Origin of the sequence: Acidovorax temperans, assembly GCF_006716905.1 — a bacterium.
GTDB classification, from domain to species: Bacteria; Pseudomonadota; Gammaproteobacteria; order Burkholderiales; family Burkholderiaceae_C; genus Acidovorax; species Acidovorax temperans.
Genome location: NZ_VFPV01000002.1, coordinates 1,115,350 through 1,136,204 on the forward strand (window position 1 = coordinate 1,115,350; position 20,855 = coordinate 1,136,204).

General features: G+C 63.5%; 23 protein-coding genes. 16 read left to right on the forward strand and 7 right to left on the reverse strand.

Annotated features, from left to right (window positions below):
• Positions 1 to 14: 14 nt before the first annotated feature.
• From BDD18_RS13350 to BDD18_RS13375, 6 genes are all read left to right on the forward strand, one after another.
• Positions 15 to 1,490 (forward strand): M16 family metallopeptidase, encoded by a 1,476-nt coding sequence (locus tag BDD18_RS13350; protein WP_142083676.1) that lies wholly within the window; start codon positions 15 to 17, stop codon positions 1,488 to 1,490.
• 20 nt (positions 1,491 to 1,510) lie between these two features.
• The gene (locus tag BDD18_RS13355; protein WP_142083678.1) at positions 1,511 to 2,872 is read left to right on the forward strand and encodes a M16 family metallopeptidase; all 1,362 of its coding nucleotides are present in this window, start codon (positions 1,511 to 1,513) and stop codon (positions 2,870 to 2,872) included.
• A complete protein-coding gene (gene rsmD, locus BDD18_RS13360) occupies positions 2,869 to 3,564 on the forward strand; it encodes a 16S rRNA (guanine(966)-N(2))-methyltransferase RsmD (protein ID WP_142083680.1) in 696 nt (231 codons plus the stop codon). Before BDD18_RS13355 ends, rsmD begins: the two co-directional genes overlap by 4 nt.
• A gap of 159 nt (positions 3,565 to 3,723) precedes the next feature.
• Positions 3,724 to 4,224 carry a pantetheine-phosphate adenylyltransferase gene (gene coaD, locus BDD18_RS13365; RefSeq protein WP_044398053.1) on the forward strand — a complete coding sequence of 167 codons (501 nt, stop codon included), beginning with the start codon at positions 3,724 to 3,726 and terminating at the stop codon, positions 4,222 to 4,224.
• Positions 4,225 to 4,535: 311 nt separating this feature from the next.
• Positions 4,536 to 4,775, forward strand: a complete 240-nt coding sequence (locus BDD18_RS13370; RefSeq protein ID WP_370541244.1) for a hypothetical protein — start codon at positions 4,536 to 4,538, stop codon at positions 4,773 to 4,775.
• A 112-nt stretch (positions 4,776 to 4,887) separates the two neighbouring features.
• On the forward strand, positions 4,888 to 5,238 hold the full coding sequence (locus BDD18_RS13375) for an RNA recognition motif domain-containing protein (RefSeq protein WP_142083682.1): 351 nt from the start codon (positions 4,888 to 4,890) through the stop codon (positions 5,236 to 5,238).
• A gap of 58 nt (positions 5,239 to 5,296) precedes the next feature.
• Here BDD18_RS13375 and BDD18_RS13380 read toward each other — a convergent pair whose 3' ends face one another.
• Both BDD18_RS13380 and BDD18_RS13385 read right to left on the reverse strand, forming a co-directional pair.
• Entirely contained in the window at positions 5,297 to 6,628 is a 1,332-nt protein-coding gene (locus tag BDD18_RS13380) for an IS4 family transposase (RefSeq protein ID WP_125958944.1), read from the reverse strand.
• A 252-nt stretch (positions 6,629 to 6,880) separates the two neighbouring features.
• The gene (locus BDD18_RS13385) at positions 6,881 to 7,858 is read right to left on the reverse strand and encodes a LysR family transcriptional regulator (RefSeq protein WP_142083683.1); all 978 of its coding nucleotides are present in this window, start codon (positions 7,856 to 7,858) and stop codon (positions 6,881 to 6,883) included.
• A gap of 145 nt (positions 7,859 to 8,003) precedes the next feature.
• On the opposite strand from BDD18_RS13385, the gene lysA reads away from it, so the two are divergent.
• Positions 8,004 to 9,248 (forward strand): diaminopimelate decarboxylase, encoded by a 1,245-nt coding sequence (lysA, locus tag BDD18_RS13390; protein WP_142083691.1) that lies wholly within the window; start codon positions 8,004 to 8,006, stop codon positions 9,246 to 9,248.
• Positions 9,249 to 9,545: 297 nt separating this feature from the next.
• On the opposite strand, the gene BDD18_RS13395 is transcribed toward lysA, so the two are convergent.
• From BDD18_RS13395 to BDD18_RS13410, 4 genes are all read right to left on the reverse strand, one after another.
• Complete coding sequence (locus BDD18_RS13395; protein ID WP_142083692.1) at positions 9,546 to 10,568, reverse strand: NAD(P)H-dependent glycerol-3-phosphate dehydrogenase; 1,023 nt, start codon at positions 10,566 to 10,568, stop codon at positions 9,546 to 9,548.
• A gap of 78 nt (positions 10,569 to 10,646) precedes the next feature.
• Entirely contained in the window at positions 10,647 to 11,102 is a 456-nt protein-coding gene (gene secB / locus BDD18_RS13400) for a protein-export chaperone SecB (RefSeq protein ID WP_142083694.1), read from the reverse strand.
• Positions 11,103 to 11,235: 133 nt separating this feature from the next.
• Positions 11,236 to 11,496, reverse strand: a complete 261-nt coding sequence (gene grxC / locus BDD18_RS13405; RefSeq protein WP_044399449.1) for a glutaredoxin 3 — start codon at positions 11,494 to 11,496, stop codon at positions 11,236 to 11,238.
• A gap of 28 nt (positions 11,497 to 11,524) precedes the next feature.
• Positions 11,525 to 11,932, reverse strand: a complete 408-nt coding sequence (locus BDD18_RS13410; RefSeq protein WP_142083696.1) for a rhodanese-like domain-containing protein — start codon at positions 11,930 to 11,932, stop codon at positions 11,525 to 11,527.
• 72 nt (positions 11,933 to 12,004) lie between these two features.
• Here BDD18_RS13410 and gpmA point away from each other — a divergent pair, with 72 nt between their 5' ends.
• From gpmA to BDD18_RS13430, 4 genes are all read left to right on the forward strand, one after another.
• Positions 12,005 to 12,748: a 2,3-diphosphoglycerate-dependent phosphoglycerate mutase gene (gpmA, locus tag BDD18_RS13415; RefSeq protein ID WP_142083697.1), complete on the forward strand. Its 744-nt coding sequence runs from the start codon at positions 12,005 to 12,007 to the stop codon at positions 12,746 to 12,748.
• A 116-nt stretch (positions 12,749 to 12,864) separates the two neighbouring features.
• Positions 12,865 to 14,301, forward strand: a complete 1,437-nt coding sequence (locus tag BDD18_RS13420; RefSeq protein ID WP_044399445.1) for a S41 family peptidase — start codon at positions 12,865 to 12,867, stop codon at positions 14,299 to 14,301.
• 87 nt (positions 14,302 to 14,388) lie between these two features.
• A complete protein-coding gene (locus BDD18_RS13425) occupies positions 14,389 to 15,138 on the forward strand; it encodes a HesA/MoeB/ThiF family protein (RefSeq protein WP_066699550.1) in 750 nt (249 codons plus the stop codon).
• A gap of 113 nt (positions 15,139 to 15,251) precedes the next feature.
• Positions 15,252 to 15,626 carry a response regulator gene (locus tag BDD18_RS13430; protein WP_066699579.1) on the forward strand — a complete coding sequence of 125 codons (375 nt, stop codon included), beginning with the start codon at positions 15,252 to 15,254 and terminating at the stop codon, positions 15,624 to 15,626.
• Positions 15,627 to 15,776: 150 nt separating this feature from the next.
• Here the strand turns inward: BDD18_RS13430 and BDD18_RS13435 are convergent, their stop codons facing one another.
• On the reverse strand, positions 15,777 to 16,409 hold the full coding sequence (locus BDD18_RS13435; RefSeq protein WP_044399437.1) for a response regulator: 633 nt from the start codon (positions 16,407 to 16,409) through the stop codon (positions 15,777 to 15,779).
• A 171-nt stretch (positions 16,410 to 16,580) separates the two neighbouring features.
• Here BDD18_RS13435 and BDD18_RS13440 point away from each other — a divergent pair, with 171 nt between their 5' ends.
• The 5 genes from BDD18_RS13440 to BDD18_RS13460 all read left to right on the forward strand — a co-directional run bounded on the left by BDD18_RS13440 (position 16,581) and on the right by BDD18_RS13460 (position 20,644).
• Positions 16,581 to 17,897: a CHASE3 domain-containing protein gene (locus BDD18_RS13440; RefSeq protein ID WP_420837320.1), complete on the forward strand. Its 1,317-nt coding sequence runs from the start codon at positions 16,581 to 16,583 to the stop codon at positions 17,895 to 17,897.
• Positions 17,898 to 18,306: 409 nt separating this feature from the next.
• Positions 18,307 to 18,471, forward strand: coding sequence for a DUF1328 domain-containing protein (locus tag BDD18_RS13445; RefSeq protein WP_044399472.1), 165 nt, complete (start codon positions 18,307 to 18,309; stop codon positions 18,469 to 18,471).
• 66 nt (positions 18,472 to 18,537) lie between these two features.
• A complete protein-coding gene (locus BDD18_RS13450) occupies positions 18,538 to 18,930 on the forward strand; it encodes a DUF883 family protein (RefSeq protein WP_142083701.1) in 393 nt (130 codons plus the stop codon).
• Positions 18,931 to 19,069: 139 nt separating this feature from the next.
• Positions 19,070 to 19,387 (forward strand): BON domain-containing protein, encoded by a 318-nt coding sequence (locus BDD18_RS13455; protein WP_044399434.1) that lies wholly within the window; start codon positions 19,070 to 19,072, stop codon positions 19,385 to 19,387.
• A 147-nt stretch (positions 19,388 to 19,534) separates the two neighbouring features.
• Positions 19,535 to 20,644 (forward strand): zinc-binding metallopeptidase family protein, encoded by a 1,110-nt coding sequence (locus tag BDD18_RS13460; RefSeq protein WP_142083703.1) that lies wholly within the window; start codon positions 19,535 to 19,537, stop codon positions 20,642 to 20,644.
• Positions 20,645 to 20,855 lie beyond the last annotated feature (211 nt).

A 20,855-nucleotide genomic window follows, 5' to 3' on the forward strand; every position in this document is an offset into this window, starting at 1 on the left:
AATCACTGCATTCTATGAAACGCGCTTTCACCCTACTTGGCCTGTGGGCCAGCATCAGCGCCGGGGCCGCCACCAATGTGGCTGCACCGGGTTCTTCACCCCTTGTGGCCCAGGCCACGGCCGCCGCGCCAGTGCGCGCGGCAGCGGCCGACAACCCGCGCACCAACGCGGCGGGCGCCCAGCTTTTCACCCTGGCCAATGGCATGCAGCTCATCGTGCAGCCGGACCACCGTGCCCCCACGGCCGTGCACATGGTGTGGCTGCGCGTGGGCTCGATGGACGAGGTGGACGGCACCTCGGGCGTGGCCCATGTACTGGAGCACATGATGTTCAAGGGTTCCAAAACCGTGGCGCCGGGCGATTTTTCACGCCGTGTGGCGGCCCTGGGCGGGCGTGAAAACGCCTTCACCAGCCGCGACTACACCGGTTATTACCAGCAGATTCCCGCCCAGAAGCTGGAAGACGTGATGCGGCTGGAGTCTGACCGCTTCGCCAACATGCACTGGCCTGACGAAGAGTTCAAGAAAGAGATCGAAGTCGTCAAGGAAGAGCGCCGCCTGCGCACCGAAGACCAGCCCCGTGCCCTGCTGGCCGAGCAGCTCTTTGCCACCACCTTCAACGCGTCGCCCTACCGCCGCCCCGTGGTGGGCTGGATGAGCGACCTGGACGCCATGACACCTGCCGACGTGCGCGCCTTCCACCGCCAGTGGTACACGCCCACCAATGCGGTGGTGGTGGTGGCCGGTGATGTGCAGGTAGACAAGGTGCGCGCCCTGGCGGAGAAATACTACGGCTCCTTGCCCGCACACGCGGTGCCCGAGCGCAAGCCCCGCACCGAGCCGGAGCAGCGCGGCCTGCGCCGCATCGCCGTGAAGGCACCTGCCGAACAGGCCTATGTGGCCCTGGCGTTTCGCGTGCCATCCCTCACCCGCGTGCAGGATTTGCAGGCCAGCGACCGCGACGCGCTGGCGCTGCTGGTGCTGTCGGCCGTGTTCAGCGGCTACGACGGCGCCCGGCTGGAGCGCGCGCTGACCCAGGGCGAGCAGCCCGTGGCCGACAGCGCAGGCAGCTCCGCCATGATCACCGGGCGGGGGCCCGCGCTGTTTTTGATGACCGGCGTGCCTGCGGGCGGCAAGACCGCCCAGCAGGTGGAAGACGCACTGCGCGCCGAGCTGGCCCGCGTGGCCCGCGAGGGCATCAGCGAGGCCGAGCTGGCCCGCGTCAAGACGCAGTGGATCGCTTCCACCGTGTACGAGCGCGATTCCGTGCAGAACCAGGCGCAGGAACTGGGCAGCAACTGGGTGCAGGGCTTTCCGCTGGATGCCGAAGAGCGCCTGCTGACCCTGCTGCGCACCATCACCGCCGAAGAAGTCCAGGCCGTGGCCGCCAAGTATTTTGGCGACGACCAGCTCACCATTGCCACGCTGCTGCCCCAGCCGCTGGAAGGTGCCCGCAAGCGCCCCGCGCCCGCTGCTGGCGCCCGCCATTGAACCGGACCAGGATTTGTCACATGATTGCTATTAAAAAAGTAGCTGCTAGCGCTTTATGCGCCTGCGCTGGAGTAATTTTTTATGCTCCATCTGCCTGGGCGCTGCTGCCCATCCAGCACTGGACGGAGCCCAACGGCGCCAAGGTCTGGCTGGTCGAAAGCCCCGTCATCCCCATGGTGGATGTGCAGGTGGACTTCGATGGCGGCAGCCGCCGCGACCCCGCAGCGCAGGCCGGCTTGGCGGCCAGCGTGGCGCTGATGGCGTCCAAGGGCGTCAAGGGCGGTAAAGAAGGGCAGGGCGCCGAGCACGCCCTGGACGAAAACGCCCTGGGCGAAGCCTGGGCCGACCTGGGCGCTGGCTTTGAAGCCGGGGCCGACAACGACGCGCTGCGCTATTCGCTGCGCTCATTGACCGACGCGCCCCTGCTGGACCGCGCCGCCCGCCTGGCCGCCCGCCAGATGGCCGAGCCCAGCTGGCCCGCCGACATCTGGGCGCGGGAGCGTGCCCGTTGGTCCGCCAGCCTGCGCGAAGCCGCCACCCGCCCATCTACCGTGGCGGGCGAGGCCTTCGCCGCCGCCGTGTACGGCAATCACCCCTACGGCCAGCGCACCACGCCCGAAACGCTGGCGCGCATTTCCGTGGACGACATGCAGCGCTTTCACGCCCAAACGGTGGCCGCTTGCCGCGCCCGCGTGAGCATCGTCGGCGCGGTGAACCGCACGCAGGCGCAAGAGCTGGTGGCCAAGCTGCTGGGCCGTCTGCCCGCTAGCAGCGGCAACTGCGCGCCCCTGCCTGCCGTGCCCGAGGTGGAACCCCTCAAAGCCGCATCCGAGCAGGCCATTCCCTTTGCCTCGGCCCAGGCCCATGTGCTCATCGGTCAGCCCGGCTTTCCTCGCCGCGACCCGGACTTTCTGGCACTGCTGGTGGGCAACCACATCCTGGGCGGTGGCGGTTTCGTTTCGCGCCTGACCGAAGAAGTGCGCGAAAAGCGCGGCCTGAGCTACAGCGTCTACAGCTACTTTGCGGGCGGCCTGCATGCGGGTGCCTTCACCATCGGCCTGCAAACCCGGCCCGACCAGGCCGCCCAGGCGGTGAAGGTGGCGCGCGATGTGGTGCAGCGCTTTGTGGCCGAAGGCCCCACCGAGGCCGAGCTGCGTGCCGCCAAAGACAACCTGATCGGCGGCTTCGCCCTGCGCATCGACAGCAACAAGAAGCTGCTGGGCAACGTGGCCAACATCGCCTGGAACGACCTGCCGCTCGATTACCTGGACCACTGGACGCAAAAGGTTGAAGCCCTCACTGTGGCCGATGTGCGCGCCGCCATGGCCCGCAAGCTGCAGCCCGAGCGCATGGTCACCGTGGTGGTGGGGGGCAAGCCATGAGCCGTTCCACCCTCAAAACCAGCGCCATCAACGCCGAAATCCGCAAGGCCCAGGCGGCTGCCGCCGCGCCCGCTGCCCCGGCGGGCAAAAAGGCCACGGGCAAAGACAAGCCCGCTGCCGCAGCACCCAAAGGCGCGGGCGAGATCCGCATCATCGGCGGTGCCTGGAAGCGCACCCGCCTGCCCGTGGCCCAGCGCCCGGGCCTGCGCCCCACACCCGACCGCGTGCGCGAAACCCTGTTCAACTGGCTGGGCCAGGACCTGAGCGGCTGGCGCTGCCTGGACGCCTTTGCCGGCACCGGCGCGCTGGGGTTTGAAGCCGCCTCGCGCGGCGCCGCCAGCGTGCAACTGGTGGAAAGCGATGCCGCCCTGGTTGCCCAGCTGCACACCTTGCAGCAGCGCCTGCAGGCCACCGCCATGCGCGTGCAGCGCGGCGATGGCGTGGCGGCCCTGAAGCAAGCCGCGCCCGCCAGCCTGAACCTGGTGCTGCTCGACCCGCCTTTTGACAGCGACTTCTTCACCCCCGCCCTGCAGGCTGCGGCCCAGGCAGTGGCAGCCGATGGCTTCATTTACCTGGAAGCTCCCCGCGCCTGGGCCGACGAAGAGCTGGCAGTCTGGGGCTTGGCGGTGCACCGCCACCTCAAGGCCGGTGCGGTGCATGCCCACCTGCTGCGCCGGGTGGGGTCGCTGTAATTGCTCTTGTTTTGATAGCTGCTTGCGCTTACCCATCAAGCGCTAGCGGCTGTTTTCTTTGCATTGCAGCGCCCATGTTGCAGTGCACTGCATAATGCGCCCCAGCGGCCGGGAATGCCCGGCCAACGCCCCATTTCGCCAGACAGGAGACAACCCGCCATGGCCAACAACGTTCTCGCCGTGTACCCCGGAACCTTCGACCCCATCACCCTGGGCCATGAAGACGTGGTGCGCAGAGCCACCCAATTGTTCGGCCAGGTCATCGTGGCCGTGGCCGCGGGCCACCACAAGAAAACCCTGTTCAGCCTGGAAGAGCGCATCGAGATGGTGCGCGAGGCTACGCGCCAATATCCGCAGGTGCAGGTTGAGAGCTTTTCGGGTTTGCTGCGTGACTTTGTGGTGGCGCGTGGTGGCAAGGCCATGGTGCGCGGCTTGCGTGCCGTGACCGACTTTGACTACGAGTTCCAGCTCGCCGGCATGAACCGCAGCCTGATGCCCGAGGTGGAAACCGTCTTCCTCACCCCCAGCGACAAGTACCAGTTCATCAGCAGCACCTTTGTGCGCGAAATCGCCGTATTGGGCGGCGAGGTGGACAAATTCGTCTCGCCCGCCGTGCAGCAGCGCCTGGCTGCCAAAGTCCAGGGAATGGCCGCAGGGTGAGTGTGCCCCGCGCATCACCGGCGGCCGCTGAGTCGGGTGGTGCACGCCGCGCCGCACGGGCGGGAGGACGGCGTTTTAAAACTTTAGAGAATATTGGCTGGACTTTTTATGTTTACAGCCATATACTCCACCCCATTGCAGTGACGTTGCGCGGGTTCCGCGCAGTTCTTGCAACGCCAGCCCGGTGGTTTCAGCCGCCCGCACTGGCCGCCTTTTGCGACATCCTTGTCGCCCAGTTGGACTGTAGAGCTGCAGCCAGCTGTGATCCCTTGATGCTCACGCAACCCGGCCCGGGCTTGCGTTTCCCCTGAATGCACCCAATTTCCAAGACAGCCATCTCCATGGGCCAGTACGTCGTTTCGCCCGCGACACACCCGACCGATTGCGGCCGCTTCCGCGCCTCGTTCTCCGTCCAGCGCTCCCAAAGCAACGGTGGTTATTGCCGCGTGTTTCGCTTTGACAAGACCTTTGCCTCCCCCGAAATCGCCCGGCTGTTTGCCGTCACCCAGGGTTGGTTGCAGGCGTGCATGTCCCGCCCACCCGTGTGCTGACCAGCCCCTTCGCTGCGTGCCTGCTGGGCCATCGCAGCGCAGCCCCCGATTTCCACCTCATTTCTCCCTTGCGTGCCCTTCGTTGCGCGCTTTTCTATAGAAAGACATTTCCATGAGCACCAAAATTTATGTGGGCAACCTGCCTTACTCTGTGACCGATTCCAGCCTGCAAAGCAACTTCGCCGAATTCGGCGGCGTTTCTTCTGCCAAGGTCATGACAGACCGCGAAACCGGCCGTTCCAAGGGCTTTGGCTTTGTGGAAATGGCTTCCGCAGAGGTCGCCCAGGCCGCCATTGATGCGCTGCACGGCATGTCCGTAGATGGCCGCACGATTGTGGTGAACCTGGCCCGCCCCCGTGAAGCCGGTGGCGGCGCTGGCGGTTACAACGCTGGCGGTTTCACTGCCAGCAAGCGTGCCGATGTGGGCTACGGCAATGGCGGCTACGGCGGCGGCCGGTACTGATCCCTGCGCGGGGTGTCCCGCGCTGCCTGCACACACCGGCCCTGGAGGCCAATGCCGCTCAGTTAAGTCTGAGCGGCATTTTTTTGACGGGATACTGGGTCTTGGTCATACGAACCTCACGCGGATACCGCCTGTGGGATCTGCGAGGCGGCAGCACGAAGCGGCGGATGTTCTTTCTCATGGCCGCAAGCTTGGCCGGGATGGCCCCAGGGGTGTGTGATCCTGAACTCCACAGCCACTCATCCACGATGTAGCGCAGCGCCGTGATGAAGCTGATGCGACAGGGCTGCACTTTGGCCTCGTCTGCGATGCGCGTGATCTCCAAGCGGATCAGGTTGTACATCAGCAAGGTTGCCCACAGCTCTTGCTTGACCCCATCGGGTTGCTGGCTGCGCAACGTCATCGCCTGGCCCAGCATGTCCGTCTTCATCTCTCCATAGGCCAGCTCAATCTCCCAGCGTTCGTGGTACAGCGCGAACACCTCCTCGGCCTTGTAGCGTGCCGGATCCATCAGGGACGTGAACAAGGTTCTGGGTTTGCCATCGAGTTCACGGGTGATGGCGCGCACCTCCCACGTGAGCGGCAAGCCGGGGTCTTTCTTGCGAGCTTGGGGCGAGACCTTCATGCGCAAGCTCACATCGCCAGGGCCATGCGTTTGCACCACCTCGCCCCTGAGTCCGGCACGCGCAGGGATCAGCCAGTGACGTCCCTGGCGGTGTTGCAGCGGCCACAGCAGACTTGCCGAGTAAAACCCTTTGTCCACAATCACCAGCGAGTCAGGCGGCAACTTCGGCCACAAGCGTTCAGCCAATGCGTACTCACTGGTGTCGTAGGCATCCAGGCTGGCATCTACCAATAAACGAGCTCTGGCATCGAGCAAGCAGGCCATGCGCACCAGGGGGAAGGGACTTTGGTGGTCTGCGTGGTTGCGCTGGCAACCAAAGTGCTGGCGGTTGTCTTGTGTGTCGGGGGTACGCCAGACCACGCCATCCAATGCGTACAGCGCCAAGCCTTGCCAGCGGTGGCGAGCGGCCTGCTGGTGCGCCCAATGGGCAGCAGTGTGGCGAAACAGCCATTGCAGGGGCTCACTGCCCAGCCGTTGGCGCGCCTGGCTCAGCGCGCTGGAGCTGATGGGTTCATTGTGCTGCCCAGGCAGTGCCAGCTCCAGTACCTCGGCCACGTTCACGATGGAGCGGTCTCTAAGCAAGGCCACACCCAATACCAGCCAAAGTGCCTGCTCCATGGGCAGTCGCCGCTTGCGCAGCGTGGCTACACCCGTCATCTGCAAGGCCTGTTCAATCCACTGCTGGGGTATGTTGCTTTGAACGACACCCCATTGTTCGGGGCTCGCAAACTCATGGGTATCGTTCAGGTACTCTTGCAGCAGCATTGGCTATCGCTTGACCTCTATGGCCAAAGCTCAATTGATCAAGCCTGCACTGTACAAACAACAAAGACCCCGAAGGGCCTTTGCTTAACTTACTGGCATTGGCCCTGGAGGCCGGTTTTTTTATGTCTGCGAACAGCGTGGATGGGGCATTGGGCCCTGTGCGTCCAGGAATAAGTTTGCTATCAAAATAGTAGCTGCTTGCGCTTTCTCAATAAGCGCTAGAAGCACTTTTTGTTAAAAATTTTCGGCGCGTCAATTCGCAGGCTGGCTCAGCAAGCGCTGCAGTGCGGCGGTCACTTCCTGGGCTTGGGCCTCTAGGGACTGCAGCAGCGGCTGCGCTTCGGGCAAGGCTGGGCGGTACAGCGGCAGCAAAGCGTTGATGCTGAACGGCACGGAAAACCCCAGCCTGCGCACCACCAGCCCCGACCCCGCCATGGCCAGCGCCGTGAGCGGGTTGACGATGGCCAGCCCCAGGCCTTGCTGCACCATGGCGCACACGGCCACGGCGCTGTGGGTTTGCAGGTGCAACTGGCGCGCCACGCCAGCCTCGGCAAAGCGCGCATCGATCTGGCGGCGGTAGGGGTCGTCGGCAGACAGGCTCACAAACGGCTGGTTTGCAAAGTCCTGCACCTGCAGCACGGCCTGGGCTGCCAGCGCGTGCCCGGCGGGCAGCACGGCCACCTCGTCCAGCGTCAGCAGCGGCACGGCCTGCACACCGGGGGGCGTGGCGGCCTGTTCGCTCAGGCCCAGGTCAAAGCGCTGGGCACTCATCCATTCTTCCAGCAGCGGTGATTCTTGTGGGGTGATGGATACGCGCAACTGGGGCTGCGCCTTCAGCATCCGCGCAATGGCACCGGGCAGCAGGGCGTGGGCGAGGGCGGGAAGGCACAGCACCGAAAGCTGCGCCTCGTGCGACTGGCCCAGGGCCACGGCCCGCTCCACCACGCGCTCCAGCCCTTGCCACGATCGCTGCACCTCGTCCCACAGCGCCAGCGCCCGGGCGTTGGGGCGCAGGCGGCCTTGCAGCCGTTCAAACAGCGGGTAACCCAGCAATTGCTCCAGCCGGGCCAGCTCGCGGCTCACGGTGGGTTGCGAGCTGTGCAGCAAGGCGGCCGCGCTGGTCACGCTGCCCGCCGTCATCACGGCGCGAAACACCTCGATGTGCCGGTGGGACACCAGGGCGGCTTGCGCATCTGGGTGGGCTGGCGCGGGTGGGTGGGCGGAGTTCATGCGAAAAGCATATCCGCAATGAATCGATGGTGGAAATTTTGGTATTGGACTGAATGGTGAGTGGCAGGCATGATCGCCGCCATTCATTGCGCATCGTGACTGGTGTGTGGTTCTTCAGATTTCAGCGCTTTTCGGAGTTTTCACCATGTCCAACCCCTTCACCCCCGCCCAGTTGTGGGCCCTGGCAGACCAGTTTGGCACCCCGCTGTGGGTGTATGACGCGGCCACGATTCGCCAGCGCATTGCGCAGGTGTCCAACTTCGACACGGTGCGCTTTGCGCAGAAGGCCTGCTCCAACATCCACATCCTCCAACTGATGCGCGAGCAGGGCGTGAAGGTGGATGCCGTCTCGCGCGGCGAAATTCTGCGTGCGCTGGCAGCGGGCTTCAAGGCTGGTGGCGAACCGTCTGAGATTGTGTTCACCGCCGACCTGTTCGACGCTGCCACGCTCGACTGCGTGGTGGAGCACGGTGTGCCTGTGAACGCCGGTTCCATTGACATGCTGCGCCAGTTGGGCCCCCGATCCAAGGGCCATGCGGTGTGGCTGCGCATCAACCCCGGCTTTGGCCATGGCCACAGCAACAAGACCAACACGGGTGGCGAGCACAGCAAACACGGCATCTGGCACACCGATTTGCCGCTGGCGCTGCAGACCATCCGCGAGCAGGGCCTGACGCTGGCGGGCCTGCACATGCACATTGGCTCGGGCGTGGACTATGGCCACCTGGCCGAGGTGTGCGGCGCTATGGTGGAGCTGGTACGCACGGCGCACGCGGCGGGGCATGACCTGCATGCCATCTCGGCTGGCGGCGGCCTGTCCATCCCGTACCGCGCGGGCGATCCCGTCATCGACACGCAGCATTACTTTGGACTGTGGAACACCGCACGCCAGCAGGCCGAGGCCATCGTGGGCCACACGCTGGGGCTGGAGATTGAGCCCGGCCGCTTCCTGGTGGCCGAATCGGGCGTGCTGCTGGGCGAGGTGCGTGCCACCAAGAATGCGGGCAGCAACCACTTTGTGCTGGTCGATACCGGCTTCAATGAGCTGATGCGCCCCTCGATGTACGGCAGCTTCCACGCCATGAGCGTGCTGCGCCGCAATGGCAGCCAGGGCGCGAGCCAGCCCACCGTGGTGGCAGGCCCGCTGTGCGAGTCGGGAGACGTGTTCACCCAGGGCGACGGTGGCGTGGTGCTGCCGCGCGACCTGCCTGCGGCGCAGGTGGGGGATCTGCTGGTGATCCACGACACGGGGGCTTATGGCGCTTCGATGTCCTCCAACTACAACACCCGCCCGCTGGTGGCCGAGGTGCTGGTGGATGGCGCGGAGCACCGCCTGATCCGCCGCCGCCAGACGGTGGAGGAGTTGCTGTCGCTGGAGCTGGGGCTGTAACGATCGCGGCGCGGTAGGCACCCGCCTACGCGAAGGCGCTGCCCCGGCGCACAAGGCGGCGCTCGGTGGGCGAATAAGGTGGAGGCACTGATTTCAGTGACCAATCTTTTTACAGGAGACCCACCATGCCTATCGTTCTTTGGTTGCTTGGCGTACCGCTTTCCCTCGTGCTCTTGCTCATGCTTTTTGGCGTGTTCTGAGCACAGTCCCCGAAGGGGCCCGCCCAATGCAAAAGCCGCATCGTCTGCTCGCGCAGGCCATGCGGCTTTTTTGTGTGTGCGAGGAGCAGGGTGGGGTTCAGCCGCGGTCTGCAAACTCGGTAGCGGGGTCGCGTCCCATCAGCGTGGCCACGGCTTCAGGCGGGCTCAGCCGGCCATCCAGCAAAGCCACCACCGCGCGGGTGATGGGCATGTCCACCCCCAGCGTTTGTGCACGTTGCGCCACGGTGCGCGCACAGTAGACCCCCTCGGCCACATGGCCCAGAGATTCCACCGCTTGCGCCAGCGTGTGACCCTGGGCCAGCAGCATGCCCACGCGCCGGTTGCGCGAAAGGTCGCCGGTGGCGGTCAACACCAGGTCGCCCAGGCCCGACAAACCCATGAACGTATCAGGCCGCGCGCCCAGGGCCAGGCCCAGGCGGGTCATCTCGGCCAAGCCGCGGGTGATCAGGGCCGCCCGGGCGTTCAGACCCAGCGCCAGCCCATCGCACAGGCCGGTGGCAATCGCCAGCACGTTCTTCACCGCGCCGCCCACTTCCACGCCCACGATGTCTTCGTTGGCGTACACGCGCACGCTGGGGCTGTGGAAGGCGGCGACCAGTGCTTCGCGCACGCTGGCATGTTCGCTTGCGGCGACGAGTGCCGTGGGCTGGTTGCGGGCTACTTCCTGTGCAAAGCTGGGGCCGCTGAGCACGCCTGAACGCAAGCTGGGCGCCACTTGCGCACACACCTCGTGCGCCAGCAAGCCTGCATCAGCGGCCTGTGCGCCGGTGGGCGATTCAAAGCCCTTGCACAGCCAGGCCACGGGCATGCTTTGGCCTTGCAGCGCCGTCAGCATGCCGCGCAGCGCAGCCATGGGGGTGGCCACGATGACCAGGTCGGCGCCGTGGCACGCAGACACCGGGTCGCCGCTGGCCACCTGCAAGGCGGGCGGCAAGGCCATGCCCGGCAGGTAGTGCGTGTTTTCGTGCTGCGTTTGCATGGCGCTGGCCTGCGCCGGGTTGCGAGCCCACAGCGTGACCTGGTGGCCCGCCGGGTGCTGTGCCGCGCTCATGGCCACGGCCGTGCCCCATGCGCCTGCGCCGAGTACTACGATTTTCATAGCTGCTTACGCTCTCGTATCAAGCAAAAGGGGCCCGAAGGCCCCTCATCCCTATGCAATTGCCAGGATGCGTGCAGCTTACTGGGCCAGGGCGGTGTCGGCCGCTGCGGCTTGTTGCTGCTGTTCGTACATGGCCTGGAAGTTGATTTCGGCCAAGTGCACGGGTGGGAAACCAGCGCGGTTGATCACGTCGGCCACGTTGCCACGCAGGTAGGGGTACACGATCTGAGGGCAAGCGATGCCCATGATGGCGCCCATCTGGTCTTCAGGGATGTTGCGAACTTCAAAAATCCCAGCTTGCTTGGCTTCGACCAGGAACACGGTCTTTTCCTTGATCTTGGTCTGCACGGTGGCGGTGACGCAGATTTCGTAGATGCCATCGGCCACAGGCGCGGCTTCCACGCCGAGCTGGATGTCCACGCTGGGCTGCTCTTGTTCGAGCAGGATGGCGGGGGAGTTCGGCTGCTCGAGCGACAGATCCTTCAGGTACACGCGCTGGATCTGGAAAACGGGGGGGTTGTCTTGGTCGGCCATGGTCAAAGTCTCTCTACTTACGATTTACGTTTGCTCAAACAAACTTGCTGCAAAACAAAACCCGCCGGGGAGCAGCTCCCGCAGCGGGCACATGGGCTGCATTATGCAGCGCTGGCAGGCCGGGCGGCCGGAATCAAGCGGCGCCCAGCAGTGGCATCAGGCCACCGCGCCCGTCCAGGGCCACCAGATCGTCATGACCACCCACATGGGTGGTGCCGATGAAAATCTGCGGCACCGTGCGGCGGCCGGTGATTTCCATCATGTGGGTGCGGGCCTCAGGGTCGAGGTCAACACGAATTTCCTCGATCTGCTCCACGCCCTTGGACTTGAGAATCTGCTTGGCGCGAACGCAGTAGGGGCAGACGGCGGTGGTGTACATCTTCACGGGTTGCATGCGGCTCTCCTGCTTTAGGGGGTGAAGGTCAGGCTTTTTCAATCGGCAGGCTGGCTTCGCGCCAGGCCTTCAGGCCACCGGCCAGGGCTTCAGCCTTGTCGTAGCCCAGCTTTTTGGCCACGGCCACGGCGCGGTTGGCGCGGGCGCCAGAAGCGCACACCAGCACCACGGGCACGGCCTTGTTCTTCACCAGGGTGGGCAGGCGTTCTTCGAGTTGGCTCAGGGGCACGTTCTTGGCGCCGCCCACGTGGCCAGCGGCGAACTCTTCGGCTTCGCATACGTCAATGACGACCGCCTTTTCACGGTTGATGAGCTGCACCGCCTGGTTGGGGGTGAGCGAGCCAGCACCTGCGCTGCGCAGCGACGGCCACAGCAGCATGCTGCCCGATGCGAGGGCCACGACGAGCAAATACCAGTTGTCGATGATGAATTTCACGAAGATTCCTTGGGTTGGCGAACAGAGCAATTTTAGAATGTTAGGTTTTGACCCGCTCTTTCTAGGGAAACCATGCACAAACTCGTTCTGATCCGCCACGGCGAATCCACCTGGAACCTTGAAAACCGCTTCACTGGATGGACCGATGTGGACCTGACGCCCACCGGTGTTTCCCAGGCCATGTCGGCCGGCAAGCTGCTCAAGGCCGAGGGCTACGAGTTCGACCTGGCCTTCACCAGCGTGCTCAAGCGCGCCATCCACACCCTGTGGTACGCCCTGGACGAGATGGATTGCACCTGGCTGCCCGTGGTCAAAGACTGGCGTCTGAACGAGCGCCACTACGGCGCGCTGCAGGGCCTGAACAAAGCCGACATGGCCAAGCAGTATGGCGACGAGCAGGTGCTGGTATGGCGCCGCAGCTACGACACCCCCCCGCCTGCGCTGGAAGCCACCGACCCCCGCAGCGAGCGCGGCGACCGCCGTTACGCCAATGTGGCGGCCGAGAACGTGCCCCTGACCGAATGCCTGAAAGACACCGTAGCCCGCGTGCTGCCTTTCTGGAACGAGTCCATGGCGCCCGCCATCCGCTCGGGCAAACGCGTGGTGGTGGCTGCGCACGGCAACTCCATCCGGGCGCTGGTCAAGTACCTGGACAACATCTCCGACAACGACATCGTGGGCCTGAACATTCCCAACGGGATTCCGCTGGTTTACGAGCTGGACGACAACCTCAAGCCCATCCGCCACTACTATCTGGGCGATGCCGAAGCGGCTGCCAAGGCCGCCGCCGCAGTGGCTTCGCAGGGAACAGCGTAAAGACGGTGTAAATCTGCTGGGAAAACCCACCAGATCCTGCGAAAGTGAGCGCCCGCGCGGAACTGCAGCGGGTGCGGCCCTTCCAAGGTGTATATTGAATCGGTTAAAGGTGTTGTATGGGCCAGAAACTCAAAATTGCGGGCTGGGTGTCGGTTGGTGTGGTGGCCGGTGCGCTCACCACGGTGTCTTTGCAAACCGTTGCGCGCGGGGCGATGACACCGCTGCCGCTGGAGGAAATCCAGCAGCTGTCAGCAGTGTTCGGTCTGGTCAAGACAGACTATGTGGAGCCGGTGGATGACAAAAAGCTCATCACCGATGCCATCTCTGGCATGGTGTCCAGCCTCGACCCGCATTCGCAGTATTTCGACAAGAAGTCTTTCAAGGAATTCCGTGAAGGCACCACGGGCCGGTTTGTGGGCGTGGGCATTGAAATCACCCAGGAAGACGGCCTGATCAAGATCGTCTCGCCCATCGAAGGTTCGCCCGCGTTTCGCGCCGGGCTCAAGACCAACGACCTGATCACCAAGATTGACGAGACCGCCGTCAAAGGCCTGTCGCTGAGCGACTCCGTCAAGCGCATGCGCGGTGAGCCCAACACCAAGGTCACCCTCACCATCTTCCGCAAGGACGAAAACCGCTCGTTCCCTGTCACCATCGTCCGCGAAGAAATCAAGACCCAGTCCGTCAAGGGCAAGGTCATGGAGCCCGGATATGCCTGGATTCGCCTATCGCAGTTCCAGGAGCGGACGGTGGAAGACTTCGTGCGCAAGGTGGAAGACGTCTACAAGCAGGAACCCAATCTCAAGGGCTTGGTGCTGGACCTGCGCAACGACCCCGGTGGCTTGCTGGATGCAGCCGTCGCGATTTCGGCAGCCTTCCTGCCCGAGAACGTGACCGTGGTCAGCACCAACGGCCAGCTGGCCGAAAGCAAGGCCACCTACAAGGCATCGCCCGAGTTTTACATGCGCCGCAACGGCAGCGACCCGCTGCGCCGGTTGCCTGCGGCCCTCAAGACCGTGCCCCTGGTGGTGCTGGTGAACGAAGGCTCCGCATCGGCCAGCGAAATCGTGGCCGGCGCCTTGCAAGACCACAAGCGCGCCACCATCATGGGCAGCCAGACCTTTGGTAAGGGCTCAGTGCAAACCGTACGGCCCTTGGGGCCCGACACAGGCATCAAGCTGACCACCGCCCGCTACTACACCCCCAGCGGCAAGTCTATCCAGGCCAAGGGTATCGTGCCCGACGTGATGATCGACGAGTCTGAAGAGGGCAACGTGTTTGCCGCGCTGCGTATGCGCGAGGCTGATCTGGACAAACACCTGGGCAGCGGCCAGGGCGAAGAGCAAAAAGACGAGGCCCGTGAAAAGGCCCGTGAAGAAGCCCGCAAGCGCCTGGAAGAAGAAGCCAAGAAGCCTGCGGCCGAGCGCAAGTTGCCTGAGTTTGGTACCGACAAGGATTTCCAGCTGACCCAGGCGCTCAACAAGCTCAAGGGTCGGGCGGTGCTGGTGAGCAAGACGCAAACCGAGCGCAAGGAAGAAAAGAAGGAAAACTGAGCGCAGGCTTGCCCTTCCCGGTTTTCATGTACAAAGGCCGGGCTCCATCAGGAGCCCGGCCTTTTTGATGTGGTGGATGAGAGAACGATGAACGATGAACAGTTGCTGCGCTATTCGCGCCACATCCTGCTCGATGAAGTAGGCATTGAAGGGCAAGAGCGGGTCTTGGCCTCGCATGCACTGGTGATTGGCGCCGGGGGGCTGGGGTCACCCGTGGCGCTGTACCTGGGCTCGGCGGGCGTCGGGCGGATCACGCTGGTGGATCACGATGTGGTGGACCTCACCAACCTGCAGCGGCAAGTGGCACACACCACCGACCGCGTGGGGCAGCCCAAGGTGGAATCTGCCGCGCAGGCAGTGCGTGCCATCAACCCCAGCGTAGAGGTCACCTGCTTGCAGCAGCGTGCAGACACCGCCTTGCTCGATGAGTGGGTGCCCCAGGCGACGGTGGTTCTGGATTGCAGCGACAACTACGCTACGCGCCACGCGGTCAATGCTGCCTGCATTCGCCACGGCAAACCCTTGGTGGCTGGTGCCGTCATCCGCTTCGATGGGCAGGTGATGGTGTTTGATCCGCGTGATCCTGCGTCGCCCTGCTATGCCTGCATGTTCACGCCCGAGGCCGAGTTTGAGGAAGTGCAGTGCTCCACCATGGGTGTCTTCGCCCCGCTGGTCGGTGTCATCGGCGCCATGCAGGCAGCCGAAGCCTTGAAGCTCATCTCTGGCGCCGCGCCAGCCATGACTGGGCGCCTGCTTATGCTCGATGGCCGCACCATGGAGTGGAATACGATGAAAGTGCCACGCGATCCCGCCTGCGTTGTCTGTGGCAAACAGTAGGAGAAGTCCTACGCAACCAGCGAGTGCTGGCTGGCAGAACGATAAAAACATCCGGCTTAAAGTACGTCTTCGGCCATGGCGTATGGGTTCTGGCCGGACTCTTGGATCAGGCTGTGAAACTCCGCACTTACATTGTTGAAGACAACGCAACCATCAGAGAAAACCTGATCGGGACTCTGGAAGAGTTGGCGTCGGTAGAGCCGGTGGGGTTCGCTGAAACAGAAGACGAAGGCAAGGTCTGGCTCAAGGAGCGCGCCGGTCAGTGGGACTTGGCCATCGTTGATCTTTTCCTGCGTCAAGGCAGTGGCCTGGGGGTGCTGGAGGCATGCCGCGAGCGCAGCCCCGGGCAGAAAATGGTCGTCCTCAGCAACTACGCCACCCCCGATATACGCATGCGTTGCGCGCAACTCGGGGTAGACGCCGTCTTTGACAAATCTAATGAAATCGATGCGCTTGTGGACTACTGCGTGGCGCACAGCCGGGGTTGATCACGCGCCCTGGCGCCTGTCTCTCGTTAGGTGAGCAAGCACCATTGCAGTGCTCCCATCGTCTCTCACTCACTCCATACAGATTGAAAATTTTGCAGGGTTGAACGCCTCCTGGCGGCGTTCGCACTGGCCAGGAGGGTAGAAGCCATATCAGTCGATCAGCTGGTTCTTGAGCGCGTAATACGTCAGGTCGCTGTTGGAAGACAGGCCCATTTTTTCCATGAGGCGGGTACGGTAGGTGCTCACGGTTTTCACGCTCAGTGAAAGGTCCTTGGCGATGTCGCCTGCGGTCTCGCCTTTGGCCAGCTTCAAGAACACCTGGAACTCGCGCTCGGACAACTGCTCGTGTGGAGGTGCATCGTCTTTGCGGTTGAGTTGCTGGGCGAGCAGCTCGGCCACGGTGGGGGTGAGGTAACGCTTGCCCAGCGCGATCACACGGATGGCTTCCACAATTTCGGAGGGCTCGCATTCCTTGTTGAGATAACCACTGGCCCCCTGGCGAATCAGATTGATGGCGTAATGCTCTTCGGGGTAGCCGCTCAAAATCAGAATGCCCATGTCGGGTGCTTTCGCACGCAGCATGGCCAAGGCATCCAGACCACTTTGGCCGGGCATCGAAAGGTCCATCAGCAGTACGTCGATTTCGTGATTGCGCACCAGGTCAATCGCTTCGCGGCCATTCGAGGCTTCGCCTTCTACGCGTAAATCGACATGCTCTGACAGAAACTGGCGCAAGCCGGAGCGAACAATAGCGTGGTCATCCACTATGCCGATTTTGATCATTGTGTTTTCCTTCGGGAGGGTGCGCATGCAGCCCTCAATGAGTTGTAGCTAAACCGCGTTCGGGTGTTGCTGATGCATTGCATTCAACACCGCAAGCGCCAAACTTTATCCTGATTCCAAACTATGAACCTACAAGCATCTTTGCGGCCGTGGTTACCAAAAGTTCGTCGCATGGCGCTGAGCCTGCCCATGGCTCTGCTGGCCGCCTTGGTTTTGGTGGGCATCAACGAAGTCGGGCACATGCGCTCGCAAGACGCAGTGCGCCAGATGAGCCAGTGGCAGGCCACCCGTGGCACGGTCACCAGCCTGCTGCAAAGCATGCTCGATGCTGAGACCGGCCAGCGCGGTTACCTGCTGACGGGCAACGACGTCTACCTGCAGCCCTACGACAAAGCCATGACCGCGCTGCAAAGCCACATGGACACCTTGCGCAACCAGTTTGTGGACTCCAAGGAGGACATGCTGATGGTGGCACTGCTGTCGCGCCAGATCTCGCGCAAGCTCGCAGAGATGGAGTTGAGCCTGCGATTGCGCAGACAGGGCAATGAAGACGCCTGGAAGTTCATCCTGCACACCGACATGGGGCGGGAGAACATGGATGAAATCCGCAAGCACGCCCATGCGCTCATCGAGCGCGCCACGGCCAAGATCCAGATCGGCCAGGCGCAAATCGTGCAGTCGCTCATGCTCTCGCGCATTGGCATTGCCGTGGTCACGGCGATTGGCCTGCTGGCGTTCTTCATGTACCTGCGCCAGGCCAACGCCCTGCAGGTGGTGAGCCAGCGCGAACAGGCCTTGCTTGAGCACGAGCGCGACCGCCTGGAAGGCCTGGTGCGCGAGCGCACGGCGTCCCTGTCGGAGCTGGCAAGCCACTTGCAGCAAGTGCGGGAAGACGAGCGCGGCCACCTGGCCCGCGAGCTGCACGACGAACTGGGTGCACTGCTCACCGCCGCCAAGCTGGACGTGGCGCGCTTGAAATCCAAGCTGGATGTGAATGCGCCGGATGTGACCGAACGCCTCAAGCACCTCACCGACACCCTCAACAGCGGCATCGCCCTCAAGCGGCGCATCATCGAGGACTTGCGACCTTCTTCCTTGTCGCACCTGGGGCTCACGGCTGCGCTCGAGATTCTCACCCGCGAGTTTGCACAGCATGCCGGTATCGAGGTCGAGACCAACCTAGAGACGGTCGATTTGCCCAGCGCCACGCAGCTCACGGTGTACCGCATGGTGCAAGAGGCACTGACCAACATCGGCAAGTACGCCAACGCGCACAAGGTGCTGGTGTCTGTGCACGCACATCCCAACCATGTGGCGGTGCAGGTGCATGACGACGGTGCGGGTTTTGACCCGGCCAGCGTGCAGGTGTCTTCGCACGGCCTGGCGGGCATGCGGCACCGGGTAGAGGCAGCAGGGGGGCGCCTGAGCGTGCACTCCAGCCCCGGCAAGGGCACCTTGCTGTCGGCGGTCTTGCCCCTGCTGCGCTAGCACCCTCCAGGCCGTGGCAGCGACGGGCCACGGCGCAGAGGTGGCTATCGCTTTCCAGCGGCTTTTGCTCCGTCGCTGCGGTCGGCCGGGGGCTTCTTGTCTGAATTGCCCACCCTGCTGTGCGTTGCGCCGGGTGCCGGCAGTCCCCGCATGAGCAGGGGCAGGCGCTGTCCTACAGCGCGGGTGTGCAGGAGCCGACACGCCTGCGCGCCTGCCACCGTCACCGCCGGTTGCCGTGCTTACTTACAGTGAAGTCCAGCGAGTCGTTTCATAGCTCTCTGCGTATTTCAGGCACCTGGCAACCCGCTCTGTTCCTTGTGCGCAGTGAACTGTAAAACGACCTTTCTGGCACCGATCCAAGGTGTCGCCCACTGCTGGCAATGCGCCGGCGCATTTTTGGGAGATGGTCATGTTGCACTACGCAGTCGTTTTTCTGGTGATCGCTCTGGTCGCCGCAGTCTTCGGCTTTGGTGGCATTGCTGCCGGTGCCGTCGGCATCGCCAAGATCTTGTTCTTCGTCTTTGTGGTCATGGCCGTCGTCACCTTCGTGGTCGGCCTGCTCAAAAGGGGTTGACGCCTTAGCCACCCGAGTGGTCTGAGCCTCTCGCCCTTGGTACCCATCTCAATACAGGAGTGACCCATGAGTAAAGAAAACATCAAAGACATCGCCCCCACAAAGCTTCGCAACCTGTCTGATGACGTGCTGCAAAGTGCGGAAGAGGCTGTGAAAGCAACGCACGACAAGGCCGACCAATTGTTTGATGCCGCCGAAGGTGGCGTGCGCCAGCTGCGTGCAGAGGCCAGCCCCGTCATTCAAGACCTGGCCGCACGGGCCCAGGACATCGCCACGCGCAGCATTGACTGCTGCGCCCAGGCCAGCGACCGCGCACGCCGCCAGTTGCACGAGGTGTCTGAAGCCACTACTCGCTACGTGGCCCAGCAGCCTGCCAAGTCGATGGCCATTGCGGTGGCCTCGGGCGCAGCCATCGGTGCCCTGGCACTGTGGCTCTCGCGCCGCCCGTCAGCTCGCTGACACAGGTTTCCCCAGGATTCGGCGGTTTAGCGATCGTTCGGATTCGCCTCAGTCCCGTGGTTGCGGAGGGTGCCATGGAGCCCGGGATTGATTTTTTTGCCAGCACCCGCGTTCGACTCACTTTAAAGAAGGAAATACCATGAAATACGCACGTGCTCTTGCTTTTGCCGCGATGGCTGGCGCCACCATCCTGACAGCCACTGGCTGCTCGGTGGCCCGCGAACAGCAAACCGTCGGCGCCTATATGGACGACGCCGGTATCACCACCGCCGTGAAGGCGAAAATGGCTGAAGACAAGACAGTCTCTGCCACCGCCATCAGCGTGGAAACCTTGAACGGCACGGTTCAGTTGTCGGGCTTTGCCAAGTCGCAAGCTGAAAAGAACCAGGCTGAAAACATTGCACGCAACACCAAGCATGTGCGTGAAGTGCGTAACAGCATTGTGGTGCGCCCCTGATGTCTTGACGAGCGGGGTGTGACGGGTGGACAGCCCACCATCACGCCCCAGCTCTCGCAAACCCAAACCTCCGCCTGCCCAGCAGCCGGAGGTTTTGTTTTTGGGGTCCACCCCCGCCTGCGCTCCGCAAGGGGTAAGCTCTGTCTCATGCGCGTCTTCAATTGCGACCACTGCGGTCATCTGGTTTTTTTTGACAGCGTGCAATGCCTGCATTGCGGCAATACGCTGGCTTTTGCGCCTGACCAGCTCACCATGGCCACGCTGGCGCCTGCGCCGCAGGACGGGGCTGGGCTGTGGCGCCGCATGGGCGAGCGCGGTGGCAGTGCTCCCACAGGCAAGCTCTATCGCATGTGCTCCAACCGCGCGGCCTACGGGGCCTGCAACTTTGCAGTGCCTGCGAATGACTATTCGCCGCTGTGCGTGTCCTGCCGCCAGACCAGGGTGTTGCCGGATTTGTCCGAGCCCGCCAACCTGGGGCGCTGGCAACAGGTGGAGTCTGCCAAGCGGCAGTTGTTCTACACCCTGGCCCGGTTGGGGCTGGAGCCCGTGCCGGGCAGAGCCGGTCCGGTGTTTGAGTTCCTTGCTGACTGGCCGGGTGGCCCACAGGTGCTGACGGGCCACCAGGGCGGCACCATCACCCTGAATGTGGCCGAGGCCGACGACGACGAGCGCGCCCGCCGCCGCATCGCGCTGGGCGAGCCCTACCGCACTCTCATCGGCCATCTGCGGCATGAGTCAGGCCATTTCTATTGGGACCAGCTGGTGCAAGGCGGTGCCCGCCTGGAGGAGTTCCGCCGCGTGTTTGGTGACGAGCGTGCCGACTATGCCGCTGCGCTGCAGGCGCATTACGCCAAGGGGGGGGATGTGGGGCCGTGGGCTGAGCGGCATGTCAGTGCCTATGCCTCTGCCCACCCCTGGGAAGACTGGGCCGAAACCTGGGCCCATTACCTGCACATGGTGGATTTGCTGGAGACGGCCGCCAGCTACCAGCTGGGCGTGACGGTGCCCACGCCGCCATCCGGCCCCCAGCCCGCCATGCGCCACACCGTGTCAGACCCCTTTGGCAGCCCCGCCCCCAGTTTTGATGACATGGTGGGCCAGTGGGTGCCTGTCACCTTGCTGCTCAATAGCCTGAACCGCAGCCTGGGCCAGAGCGATGCCTACCCCTTTGCCCTGTCTGCCGGGGCCATGGTCAAACTGCGGTTTGTGCACGACTTGGTGCAAGCAGTGCGGCAGCCGCCTGCACAGGCTGCCTGAAGACTGTTTGCTATTAAAAACATAGCTGCTTGCGCTTTCTGAATAAGCGCTAGAGGCCTTTTTTATTCAAACCCCTGCGCCCACACCCAGTGGTTGTCCACGCGGGCCGCTTGCAGCTTGCAGCTTGCCTTCATGCGCTACGCGCAGCGGGGTCGTAGTGGAGGCGTTCACCATCCATGCCCACCAGCCCCCTCAAATCGGTCAGTACTTG